Annotated in this window: 18 protein-coding genes; 10 read left to right on the forward strand and 8 right to left on the reverse strand. The window is 71.4% G+C overall.

Translation table 11 applies throughout. From position 1 onward, the window contains the following. Positions 1 to 17 precede the first annotated feature (17 nt). A complete protein-coding gene (locus ACFXDJ_RS22730) occupies positions 18 to 794 on the reverse strand; it encodes a sulfite exporter TauE/SafE family protein (RefSeq protein WP_384658446.1) in 777 nt (258 codons plus the stop codon). A gap of 473 nt (positions 795 to 1,267) precedes the next feature. Further along, entirely contained in the window at positions 1,268 to 2,563 is a 1,296-nt protein-coding gene (locus ACFXDJ_RS22735) for a ferric reductase-like transmembrane domain-containing protein (protein WP_384658444.1), read from the reverse strand. A 168-nt stretch (positions 2,564 to 2,731) separates the two neighbouring features. Between ACFXDJ_RS22735 and ACFXDJ_RS22740 the strand changes: the two genes are divergently transcribed. Genes ACFXDJ_RS22740 through nirD form a run of 3 tightly spaced genes read left to right on the forward strand, consistent with a single transcriptional unit; the run spans position 2,732 to position 6,926 of the window. Then, entirely contained in the window at positions 2,732 to 4,048 is a 1,317-nt protein-coding gene (locus tag ACFXDJ_RS22740) for an NAD(P)/FAD-dependent oxidoreductase (protein WP_384850118.1), read from the forward strand. 2 nt (positions 4,049 to 4,050) lie between these two features. Beyond that, positions 4,051 to 6,594, forward strand: coding sequence for a nitrite reductase large subunit NirB (gene nirB / locus ACFXDJ_RS22745; RefSeq protein WP_384850121.1), 2,544 nt, complete (start codon positions 4,051 to 4,053; stop codon positions 6,592 to 6,594). Next, positions 6,591 to 6,926 carry a nitrite reductase small subunit NirD gene (gene nirD / locus ACFXDJ_RS22750; protein ID WP_384663239.1) on the forward strand — a complete coding sequence of 112 codons (336 nt, stop codon included), beginning with the start codon at positions 6,591 to 6,593 and terminating at the stop codon, positions 6,924 to 6,926. The genes nirB and nirD overlap by 4 nt, the downstream gene beginning before the upstream one ends. A gap of 39 nt (positions 6,927 to 6,965) precedes the next feature. On the opposite strand, the gene ACFXDJ_RS22755 is transcribed toward nirD, so the two are convergent. The 5 genes from ACFXDJ_RS22755 to dusB form a co-directional block, all read right to left on the reverse strand. Further along, positions 6,966 to 7,373, reverse strand: coding sequence for a VOC family protein (locus tag ACFXDJ_RS22755; protein ID WP_384663241.1), 408 nt, complete (start codon positions 7,371 to 7,373; stop codon positions 6,966 to 6,968). A gap of 146 nt (positions 7,374 to 7,519) precedes the next feature. Next, positions 7,520 to 7,984, reverse strand: coding sequence for a group III truncated hemoglobin (locus tag ACFXDJ_RS22760; RefSeq protein WP_384663243.1), 465 nt, complete (start codon positions 7,982 to 7,984; stop codon positions 7,520 to 7,522). A 193-nt stretch (positions 7,985 to 8,177) separates the two neighbouring features. Beyond that, on the reverse strand, positions 8,178 to 9,323 hold the full coding sequence (locus tag ACFXDJ_RS22765) for a helix-turn-helix domain-containing protein (protein WP_384850124.1): 1,146 nt from the start codon (positions 9,321 to 9,323) through the stop codon (positions 8,178 to 8,180). A 435-nt stretch (positions 9,324 to 9,758) separates the two neighbouring features. After that, positions 9,759 to 12,467, reverse strand: a complete 2,709-nt coding sequence (ppdK, locus tag ACFXDJ_RS22770) for a pyruvate, phosphate dikinase (RefSeq protein WP_384850127.1) — start codon at positions 12,465 to 12,467, stop codon at positions 9,759 to 9,761. A gap of 375 nt (positions 12,468 to 12,842) precedes the next feature. Further along, entirely contained in the window at positions 12,843 to 13,985 is a 1,143-nt protein-coding gene (dusB, locus tag ACFXDJ_RS22775; RefSeq protein WP_384850130.1) for a tRNA dihydrouridine synthase DusB, read from the reverse strand. A gap of 64 nt (positions 13,986 to 14,049) precedes the next feature. Here dusB and ACFXDJ_RS22780 point away from each other — a divergent pair, with 64 nt between their 5' ends. Further along, entirely contained in the window at positions 14,050 to 15,555 is a 1,506-nt protein-coding gene (locus ACFXDJ_RS22780) for a DHA2 family efflux MFS transporter permease subunit (RefSeq protein ID WP_384660969.1), read from the forward strand. A 51-nt stretch (positions 15,556 to 15,606) separates the two neighbouring features. On the opposite strand, the gene ACFXDJ_RS22785 is transcribed toward ACFXDJ_RS22780, so the two are convergent. Then, positions 15,607 to 16,062: a MarR family winged helix-turn-helix transcriptional regulator gene (locus tag ACFXDJ_RS22785; protein ID WP_384660967.1), complete on the reverse strand. Its 456-nt coding sequence runs from the start codon at positions 16,060 to 16,062 to the stop codon at positions 15,607 to 15,609. A gap of 90 nt (positions 16,063 to 16,152) precedes the next feature. Between ACFXDJ_RS22785 and ACFXDJ_RS22790 the strand changes: the two genes are divergently transcribed. The 6 genes from ACFXDJ_RS22790 to ACFXDJ_RS22815 all read left to right on the forward strand — a co-directional run bounded on the left by ACFXDJ_RS22790 (position 16,153) and on the right by ACFXDJ_RS22815 (position 20,049). Continuing rightward, positions 16,153 to 16,497, forward strand: a complete 345-nt coding sequence (locus tag ACFXDJ_RS22790; protein ID WP_384660964.1) for a DoxX family protein — start codon at positions 16,153 to 16,155, stop codon at positions 16,495 to 16,497. A gap of 89 nt (positions 16,498 to 16,586) precedes the next feature. Next, entirely contained in the window at positions 16,587 to 17,003 is a 417-nt protein-coding gene (locus tag ACFXDJ_RS22795) for an SRPBCC family protein (RefSeq protein ID WP_384660961.1), read from the forward strand. A gap of 7 nt (positions 17,004 to 17,010) precedes the next feature. Next, the gene (locus ACFXDJ_RS22800; RefSeq protein ID WP_384850134.1) at positions 17,011 to 17,457 is read left to right on the forward strand and encodes a MarR family winged helix-turn-helix transcriptional regulator; all 447 of its coding nucleotides are present in this window, start codon (positions 17,011 to 17,013) and stop codon (positions 17,455 to 17,457) included. Between the two features lie 86 nt (positions 17,458 to 17,543). Beyond that, complete coding sequence (locus ACFXDJ_RS22805; RefSeq protein ID WP_384660957.1) at positions 17,544 to 18,572, forward strand: aldo/keto reductase; 1,029 nt, start codon at positions 17,544 to 17,546, stop codon at positions 18,570 to 18,572. Between the two features lie 21 nt (positions 18,573 to 18,593). Beyond that, positions 18,594 to 19,187, forward strand: a complete 594-nt coding sequence (locus ACFXDJ_RS22810) for a TetR family transcriptional regulator (RefSeq protein WP_384660955.1) — start codon at positions 18,594 to 18,596, stop codon at positions 19,185 to 19,187. 130 nt (positions 19,188 to 19,317) lie between these two features. Beyond that, positions 19,318 to 20,049 (forward strand): VC0807 family protein, encoded by a 732-nt coding sequence (locus tag ACFXDJ_RS22815; protein WP_384850137.1) that lies wholly within the window; start codon positions 19,318 to 19,320, stop codon positions 20,047 to 20,049. Positions 20,050 to 20,172: the final 123 nt, after the last annotated feature.

The raw sequence follows: 20,172 nt of genomic DNA on the forward strand, positions 1-20,172 counted from the left end.
ACGGCCTTACGCCCAGGTCAGCCCCATTGTTCGAGACCCAACTTGACGACCAGGGCCCCGACCACCGTCAGCAGGACCCCGCGGACGAATCCGCTCCCGTTCTTCAGCGCCATCCGGGCGCCGACCATGGCACCGGCGAGGTTGAACACCGCCATCAGCGCGGCCAGCTGCCACAGGACCATGCCCTGATAGGCGAACATCGCGAGCGCCCCGGCGTTGGTACACACGTTGACGATCTTCGCGGTGGCGGAGGCGGTGACCAGGTCGAGGTGGAGGAGCGCGGTCAGGGCCAGCACCAGGAAGGTGCCGGTGCCGGGGCCGATGAGTCCGTCGTAGAACCCGATGCCCAGACCGGCCAGGGCGATGGCCAGCAGCACGCGCTGACGACTGACCGGGGTGGCGCCGGGGGCGGTGCCGAAGGCGGGGCGGAAGACCACGAAGCCCGCGACCACCACCAGGACGGCCATGATCAGCGGGCGCAGCGCGTCCTTGCTGATCCCGCCGGCCAGGGCGGCTCCGCCCATCGAGCCCATGAGGGCGGCCAGCCCGATGCGGACGGCGAGCTTCACGTCCACTTTGGTGCTGCGCAGATAGGTGACGGCCGCGCCCGAGGTGCCGACGATGGCCACGGCCTTGTTGGTGCCGAGGACGGTGGCGGGGTGGGCGCTCGGCAGACCGAGCAGCAGGGCGGGCAGGAGCAGCAGGCCGCCACCGCCCACGACCGCGTCGATCCAGCCGGCCGCCGCGGCGGCCGCGCACAGGACGATGATCATGGTTGTCGATATGTCAGGCACGGCCCCGACCCTATGGAGCCGTTGGGTGCACTGGCCATCAATCCCCGGAAACTTGCGCAAAGGTTGAGCTTTGCCTGGCAGGCGCCCGGTCCGGGGCAACCGGAGCCGCCGGATCCACCACCACCGTCAGCAAGCTCGCGGCCACCACACTGGCCACCCCGAGCCCGGCCGCCAGTCGCCGAGCGGGCGATACGGAGGCCAGCGGACTACGGGGCCGACGGTGCCGTGCTTTCAGCCCGTCCGGCGATTGAGGACCGGGGTCCGGGGCGGAGCCCGGGGACCCTTTCAGCCCGTCCGGCGTTTGAGGACCGGGGTCCGGGGCGGAGCCCCGGGGAACGGGCGAAGGGCGGGTAGGGGACAAGCCCCGCGCAGCGGCAACGGACACGGGCAGGGCGACGTGCAACGGGTGACGCATGGTGCGGCGACCTCTCGGAAGCAGGATCGGAAGCGGGATCCGGATCTGAAGCGGCGGCTCAGAGGCTGAAGCACTCGGAGTGGATCCGCCCCGCCGGCACCCCGGCCCGCAGCAACGCGGCCTGGGTGGCGTCCGCCATCCCCGGCGGCCCGCACAGGTACACGTCGTGCTCCGCCAGATCCGGGACCAGCGCGAGCAACGCCCGCGGAGCCAGCGGATCGTAGGCTTCGTCCGAACGCCCCAGCAGGTAGTGCAGCCCGGCCCGCCGGTCGGCGGCGATGGCCTCCAGCTCGGAGCGCAGGACGAGCTGCTCCTCGGCCCCGGCCCGGTAGAGCAGGGTGATGTCCCCGGGCCCGCCGGGCAGCGTCTCGAACAGGGCCCGCATCGGGGTGATCCCGACCCCGCCGGCGATCAGCAGCACCTTGGGCCGGGTCCGCCGGGCGGCGGTGAGCGCCCCGAAGGGGCCGGTGGCGATGACCCGGGTGCCGGGGCGCAGCCGGCGGATCCGGCGGGAGTGGCCGCCGAGGGCCTTCACGGTGATGCGCAGGGTGTCCCCGCGGACCGGCGCCGACAGCGAGAACGGCAGCGCGGTGTGCCACAGCCGCCGCTGGAGGAACCGCCAGCGCAGGAACTGCCCCGGCTCGGCGCGCAGTTCCGCGAGGTGCTCCCCGTAGACGACGACGGAGACCACCCCGGGCCCCTCGACGCGGACCTCGGCGACGCGCAGTGCGTGCCGCAGGGCCTGGCGTACGGGGACCACCGCGCGGTACCAGACGAGCAGGACGGCGACGACGGTGTGGGCGAGGGCCCAGAACCAGGCGACGAGGGCCAGGTCGGGCCCGGCGAGCTGGTGCCCGAAGGCGAGGGCGGCGGCCAGGTAGACCAGCAGGTGCACCCCGCGCCAGGTTTCGTGCGGGACGCGGCGGCGTACGGAGCGGGCGGAGGTGACGCCGACGGCGGCCAGCAGGACGGCCCCGGCAGCCGCGGCGGCCAGGGCCGGGTAGCCGAGCAGGCCCCGGACGGCGGAGAGGACGTCGATCCCCTCGTGGACGGTGTACCCGCACAGGGCGAGGAGCCCGTGCCCGAAGCAGAGCAGGAGGACGTGGCGGCCGCCCAGCGCGTGCCAGCGGGCGAGCCGGTCGGCGCCGACCCCGTGCTCGACGGCGGGGACCCGGGCCATCAGGAACAGCAGCACGAGGACCCCGTACCCGGCGAGCAGGCCGGACAGGTGGGCGGCGGTCGCGAACAGGGCGTCGAGCCGGGCCGAGGGGTGCACCTGCGCGGCCCACAGCAGGGTCACGGCCCCCGCCCCGCCGAGCATCCCGCCCTTGACCCGTGCCGCCGCATCTCGCATACGGGCCACGCTAAGGGCGCTCCGGGCGGCTCTCCGGCCCTCCCGGTGATCCTTAAGGCGGCCTTGAGGAACGCCTCACGGGCCCTTAACCCGGACGCTGAGGTCGGCGTTCCGTGCGGGTAACAACGACGATGCGGCGGGGAAACAGCGGCCGCGCACGCTCGTGTCATGACCTCGGAACAGCAGCGTGTGGTGGTGATCGGCGGCGGGCTCGCGGGCCTGCGGGTCGCCGCGCGGCTCGGCGCGGGAGTGACCGTCCTCGGGGAGGAAAGTCACTCCCCCTACAACCGGGTGCTGCTGGCGGAGGTCCTGGCGGGCCGGTACGCACCGGAAGTGATCGCGCTCCCGGCCCCCGGCCCGGCGCTGCGCCGAGGGGTGCGGGCGGTCCGGATCGACCGGGCGGAGCAGGTGGTGCACTGCGACGACGGAACGGTCGAGCCGTACTCCACCCTGGTCCTGGCCACGGGCTCGAACCCGGTGCTCCCCGCCCTGCGCGGCCTGTTCGAACCGGAAGGGCGGGAACTCCCCCAGGGGGTCCACGCGTTCCGCACCATGGACGACTGCCTGGCCCTGTCCGCGGCCGTACGTCCCGGCGTGCGCGCGGTGGTGATCGGCGGCGGCCTCCTCGGCGTCTCGGCGGCCCGCGCCCTGGCCGAACGCGGCGCCCAGGTGGTCCTGGCCCAGCAGGGCGAGCGCCTGATGGAACGCCAGCTCGACGCGGAGGCGTCCGCGCTGCTGCGGACGCACCTGACCGGCCTGGGCGTGGAGATCCACACGGAATGCCGAGTGCGTGGCCTGTCGACGGCTGACACCAGCCAAAATCCAGCCCCGCCGGCGTTTGAGGCAGGGGGCACCCCCGGCGGTAGCTGGGGGAGGGTCCGGGCAGAGCCCGGAACCCCCCGCAGGGTCACCGGCGTAGAGCTCGCCGACGGCTACCGCCTAGACGCCGACCTCGTCGTCCTCGCCTGCGGCGTCCGCCCCCGCACGGGCCTCGCCCAAGCCGCCGGTCTCGACGTCGGCACCGGCATCCTCGTCGACGACGAGCTCCGCACCAGCGACGCCCGCATCCACGCCATCGGCGACTGCGCCGAGCACGCGGGCCGCGTCTACGGCCTGGCCGGCCCCGCCCTGGAGCAGGCCGACGCCCTCGCGGGCGTGCTCCTCGGCACCGGACAGGGCATCACCACGCAACCCGCCTACGGCGGAACCCGCGCGCTGACCCGCCTCACCCTCACCGCCGGCGGCGACCACCCCCTCGATCTCGCCGCCTTCGGCGAGACCACCCCGCTCCCCGGCGACGACGTGGTCCGGCTCACCGACGCCACCCGCCGCACCTACCGCAAGGTCGTCGTCCGCGGCGACCGCCTCGTCGGCGGGGTCCTGCTCGGCGAACTCTCCAGCGTGGGCGCCCTCGCCCGCAGCTGGGAGGACAGCGAGTCCTTGACCGACCTGTTCCACCTGCTCACCGACGACGGAGGCTCCTGATCATGGCCGCAGCCACGCCCACGCCCACCCCCGCCATCGTGCTCATCGGCCACGGCATGGTCGGCCAGCGCTACCTGGAGGCACTCGCCGAGCGCGGCGCCACCGCCACGCACCGGATCACCGTGCTCTGCGAGGAGCCCCGGCCCGCCTACGACCGGGTGCACCTGACCTCGTACTTCTCCGGCAGCACCCCGGAGGAGCTGTCGATGACCCCGGCCGGGTTCATGGCGGAACACGGGATCGCCCTGCACCTCGACGACCCCGCCGAGACCATCGACCGGGACGCCCGCACCGTCACCTCCCGCTCGGGGCGGGTGTTCCCGTACGACGTGCTCGTGCTCGCGACCGGCAGCTACCCCTTCGTGCCGCCCGTCCCCGGCAAGGACGCCCCGGGCTGTTTCGTGTACCGCACGATCGAGGACCTCCTCGCGATCGAGGAGTACGCCAAGACCCGGACCACCGGCGCCGTGGTCGGCGGCGGCCTGCTCGGACTGGAGGCCGCCGGCGCGCTCAAGGGGCTCGGACTGGCCACCCGTGTCGTGGAGTTCGCGCCCCGGCTGATGCCCGTACAGGTCGACGAGGGCGGCGGCGCGGCGCTGCTGCGCACCATCGAGAACATGGGACTCACCGTCCACACGGGCGTCGGCACCCAGGAGGTGGTGACGGGCGAGGACGGCTCGGTCAGCGGCATGAAGCTGTCCGACGGATCCACGGTCGCCACCGACCTGGTCGTCTTCTCCGCGGGCGTCCGCCCCCGCGACCAGCTCGCCCGCGACGCGGGCCTGGGCGTCGGCGAGCGCGGCGGCATCGCGGTCGATGCCCACTGCCGCACCTCGGACCCGCAGATCTACGCCATCGGCGAGTGCGCGCTGGCCGCCGACGGCCGCGTCTACGGACTGGTCGCCCCCGGCTACGAGATGGCCGAGACGGCCGCCGAGGACCTGCTGGGCCGGGAGAAGGAGTTCACCGGGGCCGACCTCTCCACCAAGCTCAAGCTGCTCGGCGTGGACGTGGCCTCCTTCGGCGACGCGCACGGCGCGACCGAGGGCAGCCTCGACGTCGTCTACTCCGACTCCCGCTCCGGCGTCTACAAGAAGGTGGTCGTCTCCGCCGAAGGCGTCCTGCTCGGCGGGGTCCTGGTCGGCGACGCCGACTCCTACGGCCTGCTGCGCCCGCTCACCGGCTCCGTGCCACCCGTGGCCCCCGAGCAGTTGGTGCTGCCCGCCGGGGCGGGCGCGCCCGTGGCGCTCGGCCCGGCCTCGCTCCCCGACCACGCGGTGATCTGCTCCTGCCACAACGTCACCAAGAAGGCCATCACCGCGTACACCACCCTGCCCGAGGTGAAGAAGTGCACCAAGGCGGGCACCGGCTGCGGCAGTTGCCTCAAGGTGATCGGCCAGCTGCTGCCGGCCGCCGCCGACAAGGGGCTGTGCGGCTGCTTCCCCTTCACCCGTGCCGAGCTCTACGAGATCGTCCGGACCCTGCGCGTGACCTCGTACGAGCAGCTCCTCGACAGCCACGGCCGCGAGGGCGCCCGCGGCGGCGAGGGCTGCGAGGTCTGCAAGCCGGCCTTCGGCTCGATCATCGCCTCGCTCGCCCCCACCCTGGGCGCCAGCGGCTACGTCCTGGACCGGGGGCAGGCCGCCCTCCAGGACACCAACGACCACTTCCTCGCGAACATGCAGCGCAACGGCTCGTACTCGGTCGTCCCGCGCATCCCCGGCGGCGAGATCACCCCGGACAAGCTCATCGTGATCGGCGAGGTGGCCCGCGACTTCGGCCTCTACACGAAGATCACCGGCGGTCAGCGCATCGACCTCTTCGGCGCCAGCGTGGACCAGCTCCCCCGCATCTGGGCCCGGCTCGTCGAAGCCGGATTCGAATCCGGGCACGCGTACGGGAAGGCCCTGCGGACGGTGAAGTCCTGCGTGGGCCAGACCTGGTGCCGCTACGGGGTCCAGGACTCCGTGCGCATGGCCATCGACCTGGAGCTGCGCTACCGGGGGCTGCGCGCCCCGCACAAGCTGAAGTCGGCGGTCTCCGGCTGCGCCCGCGAGTGCGCGGAGGCGCAGAGCAAGGACTTCGGGGTCATCGCCACGGCGAACGGCTGGAACCTCTACGTCGGCGGCAACGGCGGAGCCACCCCGCGCCACGCCGATCTGCTGGCCCAGGACCTGTCGGACGCCGAACTGGTCCGGCTCATCGACCGGTTCCTGATGTTCTACATCCGCACCGCCGACCGGCTGGAGCGCACCTCCACCTGGCTGGAGCGGCTGGAGGGCGGCCTGGACCACCTGCGGGACGTGGTCGTGAAGGACTCGCTGGGGCTGTGCGCGGAGCTGGAGTCGCTGATGGCGGACCACGTGGCGCACTACCGCGACGAGTGGGCCGAGACGCTGGAGGACCCGGAGCGGCTGCGCCGGTTCGTCTCCTTCGTCAACGCGCCCGGCGCCCCCGACCCGACCGTGAAGTTCGTCCCCGAGCGCGACCAGGTCAAGCCCGACCTGGCGATCCTCACCCTGGAGCCCGTAGGAGGCACCCGATGACCGTCGAACTGCAGGTGGACGAGGGCTGGCTGACGGTGTGCGAGCTGTCCGCCCTGGTCCCCGGGCGCGGGGTCGCGGCCCTGCTGCCGGACGGAAGCCAGGCCGCGGTGTTCGTCGACCGCAAGGGGCGCCCGTACGCGATCGGCAACCGGGACCCCTTCACCGGGGCGTACGTGCTCTCGCGCGGGCTGGTCGGCTCGGCGGCCGGCCGGGCCTTCGTGGCCTCCCCGCTGCTCAAGCAGCGCTTCGACCTGGAGTCGGGGCGCTGCCTGGACGACGAGGAGGTGGCGGTCCGGACCTACCCGGTGCGGACCGCCGCGACCTCGGCGTGAGGCTTGTGAGACTGGTGGGGCTGGTGGGGCCGGTGGGGCTCAGGCCTGGATCATCGACGGGTCCATCCACATGATCTCCCAGGTGTGACCGTCGAGGTCGTCGAAGGCCCGGCCGTACATGACCCCGTGGTCCTGGGCCGGGCGGGGCTCGGTGGCCCCGGCCCCCAGGGCGCCGTCCACCAGCTCGTCGACCGCGGTGCGGCTCTCGGCGCTCAGACACAGCAGCACCTCGGAGGTCGTGGTCGCGTCCACGATGGCCTTGTGGGTGAAGTCCTTGTACCGGGCCTCGGTCAGGAACATGGCCACGATCGAGTCGGTGATGGGCATCGAGGCGCAGTTCTCGTCGGTGAACTGGGCGTTGAAGCCGTAACCGAGCTTGCTCCAGAAGGTCTTGGTGGCCTCCAGGTCCTTGACCGGCAGGTTGACGAAGATCATGGTGGAGGACATCGCGGTCTCTCTTCTCTCAGGGTGTTTCCGTTGCTTTCGAGAGGTAGACCGGAGACCTCGGGGAAACTCATCGCTCCCCGCGAATCTTTTTTGAGATTCCCTGAAATCGCAGGTCAGGGTGGGTGCCTTCGGGTGCCGGGCGACCGTCAGGCGGGGGTCAGACCCAGCTCCAGGGCGGCCAGCGGGACGAAGCCGAGCCCGTCCGCGCTCTCCAGGGGGGCCTCGGCGCCGTTCAGCCGCTTGTGCATGGTCAGCGCGATCCGCTCGCCCATCGCCTTGGCGCGCTCCGCGTTCGGGCCGTCGTGCAGTCCGTCGATCGTGGCGCGCCACAGCTGCACCCAGCGGCCGAAGTCCGCGGCGGTCAGCTCGCGGGCCGAGTGGAGGCCGGCGTGCGGGGCGAAGGCGTTGCGCCGGTAGTCGGCGCTGCGGAACAGGGCCCGCTCCCAGAAGTCGGTGATCCGGGGCAGGTGCACGTCGAGGTCGGTGCCGGCGATCTCGGTGAAGAACGGCCCGATCCCCGGGTCGGCGAAGGCGGCCGTGTAGAACCGGCGCAGCACGACGTCGAGGTCGGCGCGGCCGGAGATGTCGGAGTCGGCGGCGAAGTGGTTCATTGCTCCACCATCCTCCCCCAAGCCGAAGCCGCCCCAGGGGAGAAAGTCCCGCGATAGGTCACATCAGGCCAGACGGCGGCGAAAAGCACGCCCCGGCGCTCGGAATTCAACGCACATGAATTCGATAGCCGGGGCGAGCGTTCGATCACTTGCCCTGGAGTACTTCCCCTGGAGTACTCGCCCTATGCGGCGCTCACGCCCCCTTGAGGAGCGCCGCCCCGAGCGGCGTGACCGTGTGCAGGACGGCGTTGCCCCGGCGCAGGGTGGTCACCAGGCCGGCCTCCCGCATCACCCCGGCGTGCTGGCTCGCGGAGGCCAGCGAGACCCCGGCACGGCGGGCCAGCTCGCTGGTGGTGGCTCCGTCGCCGATGGCCTGGAGGACCACCGAGCGGGTGTGCCCGACGAGCTTGCCCAGGGTGAGCTGGCGGTAGCGGCGCTGCTCCTCCGCCGGGCGGGCCGCCTCCCCGCCGGGCTGGGACGAAGCCAGCTGGGCCGCGGCCGGGTAGACCAGCACCGGCGGCAGCTCCGGGTCGTGCAGGGTCACCGCCGTGCGCCGGCAGAAGAAGGACGGCTGGAGCAGCAGCCCGCGCCCCCGTAGCCGTACGTCACGGTCCACGGGGTAGTCGCACTCCAGGACCGGAGCCCGCCAGCGCAGCATGGACGGCAGCGAGGCGAGCAGCTCGTCCGCTCCGCCGTCGAGCAGCGCCCGGCCGCGGGCGGCCCGCTCGGCTTCGATCTGGGCCTGGATGTGGGTCCAGTAGGGCTCCACGGCCGCCCGGTGGTAGCCGCGCAGTTCGCCCAGCAGCCGGGGCAGGTGCGCGGTGGCACCCTCCATGAAGTCCCGCAGCCGGCGCGGGACGGGGGCGTCGGCGTCCGCACCCGCGCTCGTACCGCCCGTACCGCCCATACCCGCGGCCGAGCCCCAGCCGGGCCCGGCGCCCGCCCCTGAGCGCGCGCCGTGGCCCGCCGCCGCGGGCATGCCGAAGGCCGCGGCCATGCCGGAGCCCGCTCCCGTGCCCCGGCCCAGGATGGCGAGCTCCCGGCGCATCCGCTCGGGGCGTATCCCGCGCAGGGCGTCGAGGCCCACGTCCCATCCGTACTGACCCTCCACGGGGGTCAGGAAATCGGGGAAATAGCCGCGGCTCGGTATCAGCGCGCCCAGCAGTCGTGTTTCACCATTCAACCTGCTCCGGGTTTCCGTACGCCATTCACCGAAGAGCCGGGTATCTCGCCGGTCTCTTAAACGGTGAAAACTCAGAATCGTTTCCCACAACGCATCGGGACGACCTGCCATCCTTACGCGAGCGAGGTCCACTCCAGTGAAATGGATACGCAGCACCGAACCCCCACCTGTGCAACCGCAATCCCCCCGCCCCATGAGTATGCACGCCGTCACACGTGGTCACCATGGCCTTTCAGCCACAGTTGAAACCCCTTTCGGCGGGGGCGTGACAACCGAAATCCTGTACTCCGCCGGGCACACTCCGGCGCGACCGAAACGCTCCGCGAAGGCCGTGGGGGGCTTTGCGGGGCCTGGCGGTCGGTCGCACCGGGAAGCGCCGACGTGTCCGGCGGATTGGCGGCAGGCGGTGGACGGGTGGGGATCCGTCCACCGCCTGCTGCCGTTAAAGGCATGTGGAACAACATTGAACCAATATTGACCGGCCGGGCCCGGCCCGGAACGGCCGGGAAATAGGCGCGCCTGCCGCCGGGTGTCAGGGATCCCGGGGGCAGGCGCAGTCCAGAGGACCCTCACAAGAGGGTCTGGGGGCGGTCAGCGGCTGTCGCTGCCCTTCGCCTCGGCGGCGGCGCGGCCGGCCTCCAGGCGCGCGACCGGAATCCGGAACGGCGAGCAGGAGACGTAGTCCAGGCCGACCTCGTGGAAGAAGTGGACGGACTCGGGGTCGCCGCCGTGCTCTCCGCAGACGCCGAGCTTGAGGTCGGGGCGGGTGGCCCGGCCGGCCTCGACCGCGCTGCGGACCAGCGAGCCGACGCCGTCCCGGTCGATGGTCTCGAAGGGGGAGACCCCGAAGATGCCCTTCTCCAGGTACGCGGTGAAGAAGCTGGCCTCGACGTCGTCGCGGGAGAAGCCCCACACCGTCTGGGTCAGGTCGTTCGTACCGAAGGAGAAGAACTGCGCGGCCTCGGCGATCTGGCCGGCGGTCAGCGCGGCGCGCGGCAGCTCGATCATCGTGCCGATGGTCAGCTTGAGGTGGGTGCCGGTGGCGGCCTCCACCTCGGCGATGACCCGGTCGGCCTCCTCGCGGACGATCTCCAGCTCCTGGACCGTGCCCACGAGCGGGACCATGATCTCGGCGCGCGGGTCGCCCTTGGCGTTCTTGCGCTCGGCGGCGGCCTCGGCGATCGCCCGGACCTGCATGGCGAACAGGCCGGGGATGACCAGACCGAGGCGGACACCGCGCAGACCCAGCATCGGGTTCTGCTCGTGCAGCTTGTGCACGGCCTGGAGCAGGCGCAGGTCGTTCTCGTTGTGGTCCTTGCGGGACTCGGCGAGGGCGACGCGGACCGACAGCTCGGTGATGTCGGGCAGGAACTCGTGCAGCGGCGGGTCGAGGAGGCGGACGGTGACGGGCAGCCCGTCCATCGCCTCGAACAGCTCGACGAAGTCCTTCTTCTGGAGCGGCAGGAGGGCACTCAGTGCCTCCTCGCGCTCCTTGTCGGTGTCCGCGAGGATCAGGCGCTCGACCATCTCGCGGCGCTCGCCCAGGAACATGTGCTCGGTGCGGCACAGGCCGATGCCCTGGGCCCCGAAGCGGCGGGCGCGCAGCGCGTCCTCGGCGTTGTCGGCGTTGGCGCGCACGCGCAGCCGGCGGACGCGGTCCGCGTACGCCATGATCCGGTGCACGGCGCCGACGAGCTCGTCGGCGTCGTCGGCTCCGGCGTGCATGCGGCCCTCGAAGTACTCGACGACCGGGGACGGTACGACGGGTACCTCACCGAGGTACACCTTGCCGGTGGAGCCGTCGACGGAGACGACGTCGCCCTCTTCGATGACCTGCCCGCCGACCGTCATGCGGCGGCGCTTGGTGTCCACTTCGAGGTCCTCGGCGCCGCAGACGCAGGTCTTGCCCATGCCGCGGGCGACGACGGCGGCGTGCGAGGTCTTGCCGCCGCGCGAGGTCAGGATGCCCTCGGCGGCGATCATGCCGTCCAGGTCGTCGGGGTTGGTCTCGCGGCGGATCAGGATGACCTTCTCGCCGGAACGGGACCACTTGACGGCCGTGTACGAGTCGAAGACGGCCTTGCCGACGGCCGCGCCCGGGGAGGCGGCGATGCCACGGCCGAGCAGCTGGGTCTTGGAGTCCTCGTCGAAGCGCGGGAACATCAGCTGGGCCAGCTGCGCGCCGTTGACGCGCTGGAGCGCCTCGGCCTCGGTGATCAGGCCCTGGTCCACCAGCTGGGTCGCGATGCGGAAGGCGGCGCCGGCGGTGCGCTTGCCGACACGGGTCTGGAGCATCCACAGCTGGCCGCGCTCGATGGTGAACTCGATGTCGCAGAGATCCTTGTAGTGGGTCTCCAGCTTCGTCATGATCGTCATGAGCTGGTCGTACGAGGCCTTGTCGATGGCCTCCAGGTCCGCGAGCGGCACGGTGTTGCGGATGCCCGCGACCACGTCCTCGCCCTGGGCGTTCTGGAGGTAGTCGCCGTAGACGCCCGCGTGGCCGCTGGCCGGGTCGCGGGTGAAGGCGACGCCGGTGCCCGAGTCGGGACCGAGGTTGCCGAAGACCATGGAGCAGATGTTGACCGCGGTGCCCAGGTCGCTCGGGATGCGCTCCTGGCGGCGGTAGAGCTTGGCGCGGTCGGTGTTCCAGGAGTTGAAGACCGCCTCGACGGCGAGGTCCATCTGCTCGCGGGCGTCCTGCGGGAACTCGCGGCCGGCCTCCTTCGCGACGATCTTCTTGAAGCGCGTGACCAGCTTCTTGAGGTCGGCGGCGTCGAGGTCGGTGTCGACGGTGACCTTCTTGGCGGCCTTGGCCTCGTCGAGGGCGTCCTCGAAGAGCTCGCCCTCCACGCCGAGGACGGTCTTGCCGAACATCTGGATGAGGCGGCGGTACGAGTCCCACGCGAAGCGCGCGTCACCGGCCTGGGTGGCGAGGCCGGTCACGGACGCGTCGGAGAGGCCGATGTTGAGGACGGTGTCCATCATGCCGGGCATCGAGAACTTGGCACCGGAGCGTACGGAGACCAGCAGCGGGTCGTCCGACTGGCCGAGCTTCTTGCCCATCTTCGCCTCAAGGGCGGCGAGGTGCACGCCGACCTCGTCGCGCAGCTCGGCCGGGGCCTCGCCGCTCTCGAGGTAGACCTTGCAGGCCTCGGTGGTGATGGTGAAGCCGGGAGGGACCGGCAGACCCAGGTTGGTCATCTCGGCGAGGTTGGCACCCTTGCCACCGAGAAGGTCCTTGAGGTCGCGGTTGCCCTCGGTGAAGTCGTAGACGAACTTCTGATCTTTGTTTTCCGACACGGGTCTCGACTCCTCGAGGCTCGGTGGCTGCCCTGACGGCCAGGAACATACCCAGATCGAAGGCTTATGGGTACGTCCACTTGGTCGTCATGTGGCCGTAACCACCCACCCGCCAGCAGATCGAATGTAACTGGCGAGTAGCCAGAACATACGAAGAGTCTTCACCTCCCGAAGGGTGAGGGGCTCACAGCGGCCTGTTCACGCTCGGATGAGCGATCATCGATACATTTGCGTTCAACACTTGAACGAACAAAGGGTGGCACCCAGTGCCACCCTTTGAAAGTCTTACCCGTGACCATTCCGCTCATCTGAGCGAAACCTCACCCATGCGTGGCGTATGTCACGCCGCTACTGGCACGTTTTGCCAGCCATTTCTCAGCCTCCGGACGTGTCCAGTTCGGCTTCCTCGCTCACGCCCGCACAGTCGTAGGGATCCTTCAACCAGCCCTCGGGCAGGACAACCCGGTTGTTTCCGGACGTCCGGCCGCGCGGACCGTCCGCGCTCTCGGGCCACGGCTGGTCCAGATCGAGCTCGCTCAGATGAGCGTCCAGTTCGGCCAGGGAGGAGGTGACGGCGAGCTTCTGCCGCATCTCCGAGCCCACCGAGAAGCCCTTGGTGTACCAGGCCACGTGCTTACGGAAGTCGATCACCCCGCGCGCCTCGTCGCCGATCCACTCCCCCAGCAGCTCGGCGTGGCGGAGCATGGTCTGCCCGACCTCCCGCAGCGTGGGCTTGTAGAAGTCCTCGGGCCGCCCCTCGAAGGCCGCCACCAGGTCGTTGAAGAGCCACGGCCGCCCCAGGCAGCCGCGCCCCACGACCACGCCGTCGCAGCCGGTCTCGCGGACCATGCGCAGCGCGTCCTCGGCGCACCAGATGTCGCCGTTGCCGAGCACCGGGATCTCCGGCACGTGCTCCTTGAGCCGCGCGATGGCCTCCCAGTCGGCGGTGCCGCCGTAGTGCTGGGCGGTGGTGCGGCCGTGCAGGGCTATGGCGGTGACGCCCTCCTCGACGGCGATCCGGCCGGCGTCGAGATAGGTGAGGTGCTCGTCGTTGATGCCCTTGCGCATCTTCATCGTGACGGGGAGGTCGCCGGCGCCGGCGACGGCCTCGCGCAGGATCGCGCGCAGCAGGTTGCGCTTGTACGGGAGGGCCGAGCCGCCACCCTTGCGGGTGACCTTGGGGACCGGGCAGCCGAAGTTGAGGTCGATGTGGTCGGCGCGGTCCTCTTCGACGATCATGCGGACCGCCTTGCCGACCGTCACGGGGTCGACCCCGTACAGCTGGATCGAGCGAGGCTTCTCGGTCTCGTCGAAGTGGATCAACTGCATGGTCTTCTCGTTGCGCTCGACCAGGGCCCGGGTCGTGATCATCTCGCTCACGAACAGCCCCTTGCCGCCCGAGAACTCGCGGCACAGGGTACGGAACGGGGCGTTGGTGATGCCTGCCATCGGCGCGAGCACCACCGGGGGCTGCACGGTGTGCGGGCCGATCGCGAGAGGCGGGGGGAGCGTGGTCATCCCCCCATTGTCGCGCAGCCGCGCCGCTCTTCGCATTTCTTTAGTTAGGCGTACTATCGGCATCATGCGCGACTTGAGCCCCAGGGGGCGCCTGCTCGTCCTCGCCGTCTGCTGCATGAGCCTGCTCATCGTCAGCCTGGACACCACCGTGCTGAACGTGGCCCTGCCCGCGATGCGCCGCGATCTGGGCGCCTCCGTCTCCGGGATGCAGTGGACGATCGACGCGTACACGCTGGTCCTGGCCTCGCTGCTGATGCTGGCCGGTTCCACAGCGGACCGGATCGGGCGCCGCAGGGTGTTCACCGTCGGGCTGGTGCTCTTCACCGCCGGATCGGTGCTCTGCTCGCTCGCGCCGAGCCTGGGCTGGCTGATCGTCTTCCGGATGCTCCAGGCGGTCGGCGGCTCGATGCTCAACCCCGTCGCCATGTCGATCATCACCAACACGTTCACCGACCCTCGCGAGCGGGCCCGCGCCATCGGCGTCTGGGGCGCCGTCGTCGGCATCTCCATGGCCGCGGGCCCGCTGATCGGCGGTCTGCTCGTGGACACCGTGGGCTGGCGGTCCATCTTCTGGGTCAACCTCCCCGTCGGACTCCTCGCCCTCGCCCTGACCCTGCGCTACGTCCCCGAGTCGCGGGCCGAGCACCCCCGCCGCCCGGATCCGGTCGGACAGCTGCTGGTCATGGGGCTGCTCGGCTCGGTCACCTACGGGATCATCGAAGCCCCGGCCGCCGGCTGGCGCTCCCCGCTGATCCTGGGCTGCGCGGCCTTGGCCGTGGGCTCGCTGGCCGGGCTGCTGATCTACGAGCCCCGGCGGGCGGAGCCGCTGATCGACCCGCGGTTCTTCCGCAGCGCCCCCTTCAGCGGGGCCACGGTGATCGCGATCAGCGCCTTCGCCGCGCTGTCCGGGTTCCTGTTCCTGAACACCCTGTACCTCCAGGACGTACGGGGCCTCGACGCCCTGCACGCCGGGCTGTACATGCTGCCGATGGCGGCGCTCGCCTTCCTCTGCGCTCCCGTGTCGGGGCGGCTGGTCGGCAGTCGGGGGCCGCGGCTGCCGCTGGTGGTCGCCGGGGTGACCATGGCCGCGAGCGGGCTGCTGTTCGCCGCGTTCTCCGCCGAGAGCTCGACGCCGCTGCTGTTCTTCGGGTACGTGCTCTTCGGGCTCGGATTCGGGATGGTGAACGCCCCGATCACCAACACGGCGGTCTCCGGGATGCCCCGCGCGCAGGCGGGCGTGGCCGCGGCGGTGGCCTCCACCAGCAGGCAGACCGGCGGAACGCTGGGCGTGGCGGTCGTGGGCGCGGTCCTGGCCGCCGGGCTGGCGGGCTCCGGGGCCGGGTCCGGGGCTGGGGCCGGGTCCGCGTCCGTCTCCGGCCCCGGATCCGCCGGCGATTTCCTGGCGGCGGCGCAGCCGGCCTGGTGGATCATCACGGTCTGCGGACTGCTCGTACTGGTCGTCGGCCTCCTGACCAGCGGCCGGTGGGCGCGCGGGACGGCCCTGCGAACGGCCCTCGCGCTGGAGCCGGGGGCCGACCCGGCCCGGACCGGCGCTCCGCCGCGCGTCTGACCGTACGCCTGGCCGCCGTACGCCGGGCCGTACGCCGGACCGCTCCTCGCGCTACTCCGCGCAGTCGAAGTCCTCGGCGCGCGAGTCGATCCGGGCCAGCAGGCCGCGCAGGACGTCCTGGTCCTGGTCCGAGAGGCCCGCGAAGAGGCCGAGCTCGACCGCGTCGAGGGCGGCGTTGGTCCTGGCGAGCACCACGGCCCCGGCATCGGTGATGGCGACGTTGTGACGGCGGCGGTCGGCCGGGTCGCGGCGGCGCTCGGCGAGGCCGTCGCCCTCCAGGTCGTTGAGGATCCCCACGAGCACGCTCGGGTCCACGTCCAGCCGTTCGGCGAGGGCCCGCTGGCCGACGGGACCGTCGGCCAGGTGCATCAGGGTCATCGCGTGGCGCGGGGTGAGCCCGGCGGCGCTGAGCGCCTTCTTCATCCGGGTCTGGGTGACCGATCCGTGCCAGGCCAGGAGCAGGCCGAGCCGCTGCGGAGGGTGCGGAGACTCCTGAGGCGCCGTCATGGCCACATCGTAACAACCCGGAAATGGTTGCGCCTCGTCGATCGTTGATGCTATTCAATGATCTGACATTGCCGATCGTTGGAGTTCATCATGTTCATCGCCTACGCCGTCGTCGGCGTCCTGCTCGCCCTCACCCTCACCGCGTCCTCCACCTTCATGCTCCGGCGCAACCCCGCGATCCTCGCGAGCATGCAGAAGGTCGAGGTCCCGGACTCCTGGCTGCCGCGCCTGGCCGGCCTCAAGGCGGCGGGCGCGATCGGCCTGGTCGCGGGCCTGTGGCTGACCCCGCTGGGCATCGCGGCCGCCATCGGCGTGACGCTCTACTTCGTCGGGGCCGTCATCGCCCACCTGCGCGTGAAGGACTACGAGCTCGCCCCGGCGGCGGTCCTCACCCTGGCCGCGGCGGCCGCCCTGGCCCTACGACTGGCCGCCTGACCCCCTCCGGACGACACGGGCGCGGCTTCCTGGACAGATGTTCTGCGCAGAGATAGTCTGCGTACAGAACAAATGCCGAGGAGGCCGCCATGTGGAAGTACGAGCACAGCATCGAGACCAGCGCCGCGCCCGGGGCGATCTGGGCCCTGTGGGCCGACGTCGAGAACTGGGGCACCTGGAACGCCGACATCGAGAAGATCGAGCTCCGCGGCGCCTTCGCTGCGGGTGCGGAGATCACCATGACCCCGGCCGGCCAGGACCCCGTGGAACTGCTCGTCGCCGAGGCGGTCGAAGGCGAGATGTTCGTCGACGAGGCGCGCTTCGCCGGACTGGTCCTGCGGACCACCCACCGGATCGACCCGCTCGGCGCCGACCGCAGCCGGGTGGTGTACCGGATGGAGATCACCGGCGAGGGCGCCGACGAGGCCGGCCCGCAGATCGGCCCGGCCATCACGGGCGACTGGCCGGACACCATGGCCGCGCTGGTCCGCACCGCCCAGGGCTGACCGGCCGATGGCCCTGACCCCCGGCGAGAGCCCCGGATTCCTGCTCTGGCACGCCACGCTGCGCTGGCAGCGCGGCATCACCGCGGCCCTGGCCCCCCTGGGCCTGACCCACGTGCAGTTCGTCCTGCTCGCCTGCACCTGGTGGCTCAACGGCCAGGGCGAGCACCCCAACCAGCAGACCCTGGCGAAGCAGGCCGGCACCGACGTGAAGATGACCTCCCAGGTGGTGCGGACCCTGGAGCAGAAGGGGCTCGTGGCACGCGAGGTCGACCCCGCGGACACCCGCGCCAAGCGGCTGCGGGTCACCGAGGCCGGGGCCGCACTGGCCCCGCGGGCGATCGCCGCCGTCGAGCAGGTCGACGCCGAGTTCTTCCGGCCCGTCCCGCGCGAGGACGCCGTGACCCTCCTCAGCCGCCTGGCCCACCCCGACCGTCCCGACCACCCCGAGGCCTGACCGGCTTCCGGGGCCGGGCGCCCGGTTCATCAACATGACGGGTGACAGATATTGAAATCTGTCACCCGTCATGTCATTCTCATTCCATGACCGCACACGAGAGCACCCAGACCGCACACCGCACCCTCGGCGCCACCGGCCCCTCCGTCTTCCCGCTGGGGCTGGGCTGCATGGGGATGTCCGCCCTCTACGGGGAGGCCGACCGGGCCGAATCCCTCGCCACCATCCACGCTGCCCTGGATGCCGGCGTCACGCTCCTCGACACCGGCGACTTCTACGGGATGGGGCACAACGAGCTCCTCATCAACGAAGCCCTGCGCACCGCGCCCGCCGCGGCCCGCGAGAAGGCGCTGACCAGCGTGAAGTTCGGCGCGTTGCGCACCGTCGAGGGCGGTTTCGCCGGGTACGACGGGCGGCCGGAGGCCGTCAAGAACTTCCTGGCCTATTCGCTCCAGCGGCTCGGCCGGGACCACATCGACATCTACCGGATCGCGCGCGTGGACCCGTCCGTCCCGATCGAGGAGACCATCGGCGCCATTGCCGAGGCCGTCGAGGCCGGGCACGTCCGGCACATCGGGCTCTCCGAGGTCGGCGCGGACACCCTGCGCCGCGCCGCCGCCGTGGCTCCGATCGCCGACCTCCAGATCGAGTACTCCCTGATCTCGCGCGGGATCGAGGCGGAGATCCTGCCGACCGCCCGCGAGCTCGGCATAGGCATCACGGCGTACGGGGTGCTGTCCCGCGGCCTGATCAGCGGGCACTTCAGCCGCGAGCGGACGCTGGCCCCCGGCGACTTCCGCGGGATGAGCCCGCGCTTCCAGGGCGACAACCTCGACCGGAACCTCGACCTGGTCGACGCCCTGCGCAAGGTCGCCGACGAGAAGGGAGTCAGCGTCGCGCAGACCGCCATCGCCTGGGTGCTCTCGCGCGGCGAGGACATCGTGCCACTGGTGGGTGCCCGCAGCCGCGAGCGGCTCGGCGAGGCACTGGGCGCCCTGGAGATAGAGCTGACCCCCGCCGACCTCGCCGCCATCGAGGATGCGGTTCCGGTCGGCTCCGCGGCCGGGGAGCGGTATCCGGCGGCGCAGATGGCCCACCTGGACAGCGAGCACTGATCCGGCTGTACGGTCGTACTCATGCCCCCCGCAGCTGCCGAGCCCCTCAACCCCGAGCGCATCCTCGAAACCACCGAGGAGGTGCTGCGCCGCTTCGGTCCCACCAAGGCGACCGTGGTCGACGTGGCGCGAGCCCTGGGCGTCAGCCACGGCAGCGTGTACCGGCACTTCCCGTCGAAGGCGGCGCTGCGCGAGGCCGTCACGGACCGCTGGCTCGCCAAGAGCGTGGTCATGCTGGAGGAGATCGCCTCGGCGCCGGCCGAGCCGGCCCCCTCGAAGCTGGAGTCCTGGCTGGAGGCGCTGTTCGAGGCCAAGCGCCACAAGGCGGGCGACGACCCGGAGCTGTTCGCGACGTACATCGTGCTGCTCGCCGAGAACAGCGGTGTGGTCGACCGGCATCTGACCGAGCTGATCGAGCAGCTGTCCCGGATCATCGGCGAGGGGGTCGCGGAGGGATCGCTCAGCGCTCCCGACGTACCGGCCGCCGCGCGCGCGGTGTTCGACGCCACGGGCCGCTTCCACGATCCGCAGTACGCGGCGGACTGGCTTTCGCCGACCATCATCACGGAGTTCGAGGCGGTCACCGCCCTGATCATCCGGGGCCTGCGCGCCTAACGGCCTCGGTCTGGAATCGGCCGCTCCGGACAGCTTGATCATCATTTTGGGCGTGGGGCCCTTGCCGACCCCCCGCAGCGTTCTTACGTTCCCCTTACCGCACATCATCAGGTCTGTTCCAGGGGGAACTTTGTCCGCTCAGGAAGTACCGGCAACGCAGTCGGGCCCACCGGCCCGGTCCGGAGCCGCCGCCGCCATCGGCTGGATCCTGACCATCGGGTTCAATGTGGTCGCGCCGATCCTCACGTACAACATGCTGACCGACCGGGGCTGGAGCGATTTCGCCGCGCTGCTGGTCAGCGGTGCCTGGCCGGTGGTCGACTCCATCGTCCACCTCGTCTGGCGCCGCAAGATCGACGAGTTCGCCGTGGTCACCCTGGTCTTCCTGGTGATCACCGCGCTCGTCACGCTGGTCGGCACGCACTCGGCCCGCGCCCTGCTCATCAAGGACTCGGGGGTGACGGGACTGTTCGGCGCGCTCTGCATCGCCACCCTCTTCGCTCCCCGCCCGCTGATGTTCTACTTCGGCCGGAAGTTCGGCACCGACGGGACGAAGGAGGGCGTGGCGTACTTCAACGGGCTCTGGCAGTACCCCGACTTCCGCAAGGCGATGCGGCGGATGACCACCGTCTGGGGCGTCGCGTACCTGGTGGAGGCCGCGCTGCGCGTGGTGCTGGTCTACGTGCTGTCCGTGGACACGATGGTCGTGGTCAGCCCGGTCCTGATCTACGGCTTCCTGGTCTCGCTGATCTTCTGGACCCTCCGCTTCTCCAGGCGGACCCAGGCCGAGGGCCAGGCCAGGGCCGCGGCCCTGGCGGCGTCCAACGCCGCCGCTGCCACCGGCGGCGTCGCGGCCGCCTAACCCGGCTCGAAAAACGGCAGTGGGGGGGGGGGGGCGGGGCCGCGCCCGGCCCGGCCCGGTTCGCGGGGCCCGCCCATCCAGCCCACAGCGCCGCGGCGGGGGGGAGTGGTATTTGTGGTGGTG

Origin of the sequence: Streptomyces sp. NPDC059443 (assembly GCF_042750105.1) — a bacterium.
In the GTDB taxonomy this organism is placed as follows: Bacteria; Actinomycetota; Actinomycetes; order Streptomycetales; family Streptomycetaceae; genus Streptomyces.

Excerpts from the sequence above, each read along its gene's own strand:
- ACFXDJ_RS22735 (WP_384658444.1), bottom strand. The coding sequence starts at position 2,563 with ATGCGAGATGCGGCGGCACGGGTCAAGGGCGGGATGCTCGGCGGGGCG.
- nirB (WP_384850121.1), top strand. The coding sequence starts at position 4,051 with ATGGCCGCAGCCACGCCCACGCCCACCCCCGCCATCGTGCTCATCGGC.
- ACFXDJ_RS22810 (WP_384660955.1), top strand. The coding sequence starts at position 18,594 with ATGCCCCCCGCAGCTGCCGAGCCCCTCAACCCCGAGCGCATCCTCGAA.
- ACFXDJ_RS22795 (WP_384660961.1), top strand. The coding sequence starts at position 16,587 with ATGTGGAAGTACGAGCACAGCATCGAGACCAGCGCCGCGCCCGGGGCG.
- ACFXDJ_RS22805 (WP_384660957.1), top strand. The coding sequence starts at position 17,544 with ATGACCGCACACGAGAGCACCCAGACCGCACACCGCACCCTCGGCGCC.
- ACFXDJ_RS22760 (WP_384663243.1), bottom strand. The coding sequence starts at position 7,984 with ATGAACCACTTCGCCGCCGACTCCGACATCTCCGGCCGCGCCGACCTC.
- ACFXDJ_RS22780 (WP_384660969.1), top strand. The coding sequence starts at position 14,050 with ATGCGCGACTTGAGCCCCAGGGGGCGCCTGCTCGTCCTCGCCGTCTGC.
- dusB (WP_384850130.1), bottom strand. The coding sequence starts at position 13,985 with ATGACCACGCTCCCCCCGCCTCTCGCGATCGGCCCGCACACCGTGCAG.
- ACFXDJ_RS22790 (WP_384660964.1), top strand. The coding sequence starts at position 16,153 with ATGTTCATCGCCTACGCCGTCGTCGGCGTCCTGCTCGCCCTCACCCTC.
- ACFXDJ_RS22800 (WP_384850134.1), top strand. The coding sequence starts at position 17,011 with ATGGCCCTGACCCCCGGCGAGAGCCCCGGATTCCTGCTCTGGCACGCC.
- ACFXDJ_RS22740 (WP_384850118.1), top strand. The coding sequence starts at position 2,732 with ATGACCTCGGAACAGCAGCGTGTGGTGGTGATCGGCGGCGGGCTCGCG.
- ACFXDJ_RS22785 (WP_384660967.1), bottom strand. The coding sequence starts at position 16,062 with ATGACGGCGCCTCAGGAGTCTCCGCACCCTCCGCAGCGGCTCGGCCTG.
- nirD (WP_384663239.1), top strand. The coding sequence starts at position 6,591 with ATGACCGTCGAACTGCAGGTGGACGAGGGCTGGCTGACGGTGTGCGAG.
- ACFXDJ_RS22755 (WP_384663241.1), bottom strand. The coding sequence starts at position 7,373 with ATGTCCTCCACCATGATCTTCGTCAACCTGCCGGTCAAGGACCTGGAG.